Raw genomic sequence first — 7,123 nt, 5'->3', positions numbered from 1 at the left:
CCCCGCCCTCCTGCCCGCCCCCCCCCCTCCCCGCGCCCCCCCACCCCCCCCCATGGGGGCTCGCCCCACCCGCCCCACCACAAACCGCCCGCGCGCCCCCCCCCCCCCCCCCCACCAGGCTTGGGAGGCTTAGCGAGCCGCGGTCCAGCCCTTGTAATCCTGCAAATTGTCGGCCGTGATCAGCTTCGGGTCGAGCAGCACCGTCGGCTCGGCCGGCTTCTTGCCGGCAAGCAGGTCAGCCGCCATCGTCAGCGACTGGCCGGCCATCACATAGGGATCCTGCGAGGCCGAGGCCTTGATCATCGACGTGCCGGAGGCGAGTTCCTTCTCGATATCGGGTGCACCGTCGACCGCGGTGAAGATGAACTCCGAGCGGTTGAGCTGCTTGGCCGCAAGCTGGGCGCCGATCGCCGTCGGATCGTTGATGGCGAAGACCGCGTCGATCTTGTCGAAACGCGTCAGCAGCGACTGGAACACTTTCAGGCCGCCGTCACGCGAGCCTTCGGCGTTCTGGTCGTCGGAAAGGATCTTGATGTCGGGGTGCTTTGCCAGCACGTCCTTGCAGCCCTTGACCCGCTCCAGGATCGACGACGAGGCCGGGCCATTGAGGATGACATAGTCGCCCTTGCCGCCGGTATTATCGACCAGATACTGGCACGCCTCTTCGCCGGCCTTGACGTTGTTGGTCATCACGGTGACGTCGGCGCCCGGCGCCGAAACGTCGAAAGCGGCAACGACGATGCCGGCCGCCTGCGCCTTCTTCACCGCCGGCGCGATCGCCTTGGCATCGACTGCGTTGAGCATGATGACGTCGACACCGGCAGCGATGAAGGAATCGACCTGCGATACCTGCTTGTTGAGATCGTAGTCGGCCGATACCGAGGTCACCTGCACATTCGGGTTGATCTTCTTGGCCGCGTCCTCGATGCCCTTGATGGTGGCGACGAAGAACGGGTTGCCGAGCAGTCCGACCGAGATGCCGACCTTGTTCAGATCCTTTGCCGATGCCGGCGCGATGACGGCGGCCGCAAGGGCGACGCCGCAGAGCAGTTTAGCGATGGTCTTCATTGTTTTATTTTCCTCCTGATGCCCCGCGCCTCTCACGGTGCGTTACACATGAAACCGGCTCGTTGGATGCCGGCGACTAAGGGCCATCACGTTCTTGCTCCTGCCTGGAGCCGGTAACGGTCGAGGGCGACCGCCACGATGATGACCAATCCCTTGATGATGTACTGCCAGATGTCCGAAACACCGGCGAGGATGAGCCCGTTGGACAGCACGGCGATGATCAGGCCGCCGATCAGCGTGCCCCAGATCGAGCCGACACCGCCGACGAAACTGGTGCCGCCGAGGATGACTGCGGCAATGGCGTCGAGTTCGTAGGACTGGCCGAGCTGAAGCCCGTTGGCGGCATAGAGCCGGGCCGCCGACATGGCGCCGCCAAGGCCGGCCAGAAGGCCGGAAACGCCGTAGACGAAGAGCAGCACCAGCGGCACCTTGATGCCGGTCAGCCTGGCGGCCTCGGCGTTGCCGCCGACGGCGTAGATCCAGGTGCCGAGCACGGTGCGCTTGAGCACCAGCCAGGACAGGACGACGACCGCCAGCGCGATGATTACCAGCCACGGAATGCCGAACAGCGAACCGTTGCCGATGAAGTCGAACGGCAGGTCCGCGTTGAACACCGTCGTGTCCTGGCCGAGCAGGCGGGCGACGCCGCGCACGGCGGTCAGCGATCCCAGCGTGACGATGAAGGGCGGCAGCTTGATATAGGCGATCAGCAGCCCGTTGATGACGCCGAAACCGAGCCCGACGAGAATGGCCGCGGGCACGCCCAGCAGTCCCCAATCGGGCACCAGCGACACCATCACCGCCACCATCGCCGAGGCGGCAAGGATCGAGCCGACGGACAGGTCGATGCCGCCGGTCAGGATGACGAAGGTCATGCCGGCGGCCAGCACGATGTTGATCGACGATTGCTGCATGACGATCAGCAGATTGGTCTGGGTGAAAAAGCGCGGATTGATGAACTGGAAGCCGACCGCCAGCAGGATCAGGATCGGCAGCATGCCGAGTGCGGCGATGGCGGTACGCCACCTCGTGCTCCTGCCGACCGCCCGGTCGTCCGCTTTCATCGTGTCGGCCGCCTTGTCGGTCATCGCTGAGCCGCTCCCGTTGCAAGTTCCATGATCGCTTCCTGCCGCAGCGGCTCGCCCTCCGACGCCGTCACCTCGCCGGCAATGGTGCCGTCGCGCATCACCAGCACGCGGTCGGCGATGCCGATCACCTCCGGCAGTTCGCTGGAGATCATCAGGATGGCGATGCCTTTCTTGGCCAGGTTGTCGATCAGCCGATAGATTTCCGACTTCGCCCCGACATCGACGCCGCGGGTCGGCTCATCGAGGATGACGACCTGCGGCTCGGTTTCCAGCAGGCGGGCGAGCAGCACCTTCTGCTGGTTGCCGCCCGACAGCGAGCCGGCATTGGCCTGCACCGAGCTGGTGCGGATGGAGAGGTCTGACACCGCCTTGGCGGCGCGCTTTTCGGCAGCCGTGAAGTCGCGCAAACCGCCGGCCTTCGCGTCCTTTGCCAGCACGCCCATGCTGATATTGTCGGAGATCGACATGTCGAGAAACAGGCCAAGTTGCTTGCGGTCCTCGGTCAGATAGGCGATGCCGGCATCGAGCGCCTCGCTCGGCGAACCGATGGATATCGGTTTGCCGCCGAGCTCCAGCGTGCCTGATGTGTGCCTGTCGGCGCCGAAGATCAGCCGTGCCAGTTCGGTGCGGCCCGAGCCGACCAGGCCGGCCAGTGCCAGTACCTCGCCCTTGTGGAGGTCGAAGGAACAATTCTTTATGAGATTGCCGTCCGACATGCCGCGCACCGACAGCGCGATGGCGCGCTTGCTGTCCGGCGGACGGTGATCCTTCTTGTAGAACGTCGACAGATCGCGCCCGACCATCATCGATACCAGGCGCGAGGCGTTCAGGTCGGCGCGGTCGAGCGTGCCGACATAGCCGCTGTCGCGTAGCACGCTGACGCGGTCGGCGAGCTGGTAGACCTCTTCCATACGGTGGCTGATGTAGATGATGGCGATGCCTTGCGACTTCAGCGTCGCGATCACCTCGAACAGCCGGTCGGTCTCACGCGAGGTCAGCGACGTGGTCGGCTCGTCCATGACGATGATGCGCGCATTGGTCGACAGTGCGCGGGCGATTTCCACCAGCTGTCGCTCGCCGAGCGACAGGCTTGCGACCGGAGTGCGCGCCGAGAAGGTCACGCCGAGCCGCGCGATGATCTCGCTGGCGCGCCGATTGCACTGCTCGCGGTCGACAACGCCGAACCGTCGCGGCTCGTTGCCGAGAAAAATGTTCTGCGCTACCGACAGATTAGGCGCCAGCGACAGCTCCTGATAGATGACCGCAATGCCGGCGGCGCGCGCCTTGATCGGGTCGCCAGTCGCGGCCGGCACGCCGTCGATCAGGATTTCGCCGCCGGGGTCCGGCCGGTAGGCGCCGGACAGCACCTTCATCAGCGTCGACTTGCCGGCACCGTTTTCGCCCATCAGCGCGTGCAGCTCGCCGGCGTGAACGGTCAGCGACACATCGTGCAAGGCGCGGATCGCACCGAACGTCTTGGAGATGTGGCGCATCTCCAGCACCGGCTGGCGCACCGTCTCGATCCGGGCGGCGGCGCTCATCGCGCACCTCCTGCAGCTGCGCTGGCCACAGCCCGGTCGGCGGCAAGGCCGCGCCAGTCGTTGCGATAGCCGGCAAGGCCGCTGAAACTTGCCGCATGCACCGCCTCCGGCGCTTCGGTGGCAAACTCGCGTCCGACGCTTTCGAAGGCAAGTGCGGCAGCACCGGTGGCGCTGCCCTCCAGCGTTGCGCCCTGCAGGAAAGCCTGCCCGGGCCGCAACTGCGCCAGCAACGCGGCAAGCAGCCCGCCATTGTTCAGGCCGCCGTCGACGATCACTGTGTTGTCCGAATGGATCAGCTCGAGGCACAGATCGACCATCAGCGCGACATAGAGCAGCGCCATGGCCGCGCGTTCCTCGGCATTGGGCGCACGCCCGACCAGTTCGCCGCGGCGGTGCGGCATCGGGCCGCCGGGCGCGAAGCTCGGCAGCGCCATAATGCCGGCGTCGATCACCCGTTGTATCGATGACGGCGCGATTGCGCCCTGCCAGCCGGCGCTGATCGTGGCGAATTCGCGCCCGCCCATGAAGCGGACGGTTGGCACCGGGCCGCCATCGACATCGACATTGACCAGCATGTCGCGCTCGCCGTCGAGTGCGTCGAGCGGGCAGTCCGGATTGAGCACGACCACCCAGGTGCCGGTCGAGACCACGGTCACCGGCCCGAGCTGCTGCCGGCGGTAGGCATGGAGCGCGGCATTGCTGTCGTGGACGCCATTATGGATGGCGACTGGCTTCGCGGCCTGGCCGAAGCGCTGCTCGCCGATCACCGCGCCGGCACGCTCGAAGGCGGGCATCTGGCCGCGCCAGCCCTCGGCATCGACCAGCGAGCTGAAATCGCGTTTGCGCGGCGCCCATAAATGCGAGTGGCAGCCGAGATACGACACTTCCGATACCGGCCGGCCGCCAAACCGCCAGCTCCAATATTGGGGGTAGCCGAGGATCGATTTCGCTGTGGCGAAGGCACCGGGCTCCACCTCCTTCAGCCACAACATGTGGCGGCCGTAGTTGAAGCCAAGCGGCAGGCGCGGCGAAAAGGTCTCGGCAAAATCCGGAATGCGGCGGTCGATCTGCGCGGCGATTTCAGCTGGCGGTTCCTGCTCGTAATCGAGGATCGGATGCGTCAGCGCGGCTTCGTCGACCAACGCGAAGGTGCAGCCATGGCCGGATACCATCAGCCCTTCCACGCCATGCGTGTCGACTGCATCATCGATGGCGCGAGCCGCCCAGTCGTGCAGCGCTGGCTCGTCGAGCACGCTGAAGCCGCCTTTGCGGATCCAGCTCGGCTGGGTGCGGCGCTCCTCGAGGATCTGTCCGTCCTGGCCGAAGACGAACAGCTTCGAATTGGTCTTGCCGAAATCGAGGACGGCGATGTTCACTGGGCGCCTCCCGAGGAAGCCGCGATCCGCACCATGACGCCGGCATCTTCGAGCATGCGGGCATCTGTCTCGGACAGGCCGTCATCGGTGACCAGCGTGCCGATCCGCGACAGCGGCAGTGCCACATTGCGCGCGTGGATCGACAGTTTTCGGCTGTCGGCCAGCACGACGATCTGGTCGGCGCAGAGGCTGAGCTCGACGATCGAGCGGACCAGCAGCGGGTGCGATTCCAGAAGGCCTTCCTGGCCGATGCCTTGCGCGCCGAGAAAGAACTTCGAGGCGTAGAACGGCACCGTCTGCGTCAGCGAATGGATGATGCCCGGCTCGCGGTGCAGTTCGCCGCCGGCGACGGTGAGGCTGCAATGGCCGTGGTCGCTGAGATAGGCCGCGAGCGGCATCGAGTTGGTGTAGAGCCGGATGTTGCGGTCGGCGAGCTTGACGCCGAGATGGAAGCAGGTCGAACCGCCATGCACGATGACCGCATCGCCGTCGCGCACCATGGTGGCGGCTAGAGCGGCGATCTGCCGCTTGGCCTCGACGGCGAGGTCGCGGTTCTCGTCATAGGGCCTGGCATAGGCGACGCCGGCTTGCGAAGCGCCATCGAGCGCCGAGATGCCGCCATAGACCTTGCGCGCTTCGCCGGCCTCGTCGATCTTGTCGATGTCGCGCCGTACTGTCGCCGCCGACACGCCAAGCCGCTCCTGCAACTCGCGCACCGATGCGAAAGGCCGGTCCCGCAAAAGCTCGACAATCTGGCGCTGGCGGCCGGAGTCGCTCAACCCTTACCTCCCAATGCGCTTGCCTCCCAAGCATTTTGCATGCATTGCCATTTTGCACGGCAATTGGTGCAACTTACTCAACACGCCTCGGATTGCAAGCCTGATCTGACGCGATAACATCACTGTTGACGTAACTTACTCGCATCTGCGATACCAGCGTCGGTCTTCGTCCCGGCACCGGGACGTCCAAAGCCGTGGCCACGCGGCCGGTTTGTGGAGGAATTTTGATGACGATCAGTGCGGATGCGCAGGAACTGGCAGCGCTGCGGTCGCTTTCGGCCGCCATCGGCAGCGACCCGCATCTGACCCAGGCCGCCGGCGGCAACACCTCGCTGAAAGCCGGCGACACGCTCTGGATCAAGGCCTCCGGCACCTGGCTGAAGGACGCGCTCATCGCGGACATCATGGTGCCGGTCGGCATCCCGCCATTGCTCGACGCCATCGAACGGCGCGACCCGGCCGCCGAACAGCCGCAGGCCTTCACTGTCGACGCCCTCAACGCGCGCGGCTTGCGCCCGTCGATCGAGACCACCGTGCATGCGCTGATGCCGCAGCGCATCGTTCTGCATGTTCACTGCGTCGAGACCATTTCGCTGGCCGTGCAGGCCGACTGCGAGGCCGAGGCCGCCAGGCGGCTCGACGGCCATCAATGGGCGTATATTCCCTATCGCCGGCCGGGACTGCCACTCGCGCAGGGTATAGCCGAGCGCCTTCGGCCAGGCGTGGATATCCTGATCCTCGGCAATCACGGCCTGGTCGTTGCAGCCGAGACCGTCGCCGCGGCCGACATGCTGCTGCGGCGCGTGACACGACTGTTGGCGCGGCCGCCGCGCCAGGTGGCGGAACCGGACATCGCGGCATTGACGGCGCGCGCCGGCGACAGCGACTACAGATTGCCGGCGGACGTTGAGGCGCATGCGGTGGCGATCGACGCCGAAAGCTGCCGCATGGCTTCGGGTGGCAGCCTCTACCCCGACCACGTCATCTTTCTCGGCGAAGGCTCGGTCGTGGCGAGACCGGACGAGGGTGTGAAGCGCGTCATCGAGCGCTGCGGCGCCGCACCCGCGGCGATCCTGTTTCCTGGACTCGGCGTGTTGATGCGCGGCGACGCCGGCGCCGGTGCCGACGCCATGCAGCGCTGCCTTTCCGACGTGACAGCGCGGATCGATGTCGCGGCGAAGCTGAATTATCTGACAGCGGCGGAGAATGACGAGCTGATCAACTGGGACGCCGAAAAATATCGTCAGAAACTCAATGCCGGAGGCAGCTGA

6 protein-coding genes are annotated in these 7,123 nt (G+C 65.8%); 1 reads left to right on the top strand and 5 read right to left on the bottom strand.

What is annotated here, in order from left to right:
* Nucleotides 1–129: 129 nt before the first annotated feature.
* From NKI67_RS08635 to NKI67_RS08615, 5 genes are all read right to left on the bottom strand, one after another.
* On the bottom strand, nt 130–1,068 hold the full coding sequence (locus NKI67_RS08635) for an ABC transporter substrate-binding protein (protein WP_023680482.1): 939 nt from the start codon (nt 1,066–1,068) through the stop codon (nt 130–132).
* A gap of 86 nt (nt 1,069–1,154) precedes the next feature.
* Nucleotides 1,155–2,132, bottom strand: a complete 978-nt coding sequence (locus NKI67_RS08630; protein ID WP_502894527.1) for an ABC transporter permease subunit — start codon at nt 2,130–2,132, stop codon at nt 1,155–1,157.
* 20 nt (nt 2,133–2,152) lie between these two features.
* On the bottom strand, nt 2,153–3,697 hold the full coding sequence (locus tag NKI67_RS08625) for a sugar ABC transporter ATP-binding protein (protein WP_023680484.1): 1,545 nt from the start codon (nt 3,695–3,697) through the stop codon (nt 2,153–2,155).
* A complete protein-coding gene (locus tag NKI67_RS08620; protein WP_023680485.1) occupies nt 3,694–5,073 on the bottom strand; it encodes an FGGY-family carbohydrate kinase in 1,380 nt (459 codons plus the stop codon). The genes NKI67_RS08625 and NKI67_RS08620 overlap by 4 nt, the downstream gene beginning before the upstream one ends.
* Nucleotides 5,070–5,852, bottom strand: coding sequence for a DeoR/GlpR family DNA-binding transcription regulator (locus NKI67_RS08615; protein ID WP_023680486.1), 783 nt, complete (start codon nt 5,850–5,852; stop codon nt 5,070–5,072). Before NKI67_RS08615 ends, NKI67_RS08620 begins: the two co-directional genes overlap by 4 nt.
* Nucleotides 5,853–6,079: 227 nt before the next feature.
* Between NKI67_RS08615 and NKI67_RS08610 the strand changes: the two genes are divergently transcribed.
* Nucleotides 6,080–7,123, top strand: a complete 1,044-nt coding sequence (locus tag NKI67_RS08610) for a class II aldolase/adducin family protein (protein ID WP_023680487.1) — start codon at nt 6,080–6,082, stop codon at nt 7,121–7,123.

It is taken from the genome of Mesorhizobium sp. M0408 (assembly GCF_040321495.1).
Classification (GTDB): Bacteria; Pseudomonadota; Alphaproteobacteria; order Rhizobiales; family Rhizobiaceae; genus Mesorhizobium.
Note: the sequence above shows the minus strand (reverse complement) of the source record. Positions and strands in the feature narration are given on the sequence as shown.

Excerpts from the sequence above, each read along its gene's own strand:
- NKI67_RS08635 (WP_023680482.1), bottom strand. The coding sequence starts at position 1,068 with ATGAAGACCATCGCTAAACTGCTCTGCGGCGTCGCCCTTGCGGCCGCC.
- NKI67_RS08630 (WP_502894527.1), bottom strand. The coding sequence starts at position 2,132 with ATGAAAGCGGACGACCGGGCGGTCGGCAGGAGCACGAGGTGGCGTACC.
- NKI67_RS08625 (WP_023680484.1), bottom strand. The coding sequence starts at position 3,697 with ATGAGCGCCGCCGCCCGGATCGAGACGGTGCGCCAGCCGGTGCTGGAG.
- NKI67_RS08610 (WP_023680487.1), top strand. The coding sequence starts at position 6,080 with ATGACGATCAGTGCGGATGCGCAGGAACTGGCAGCGCTGCGGTCGCTT.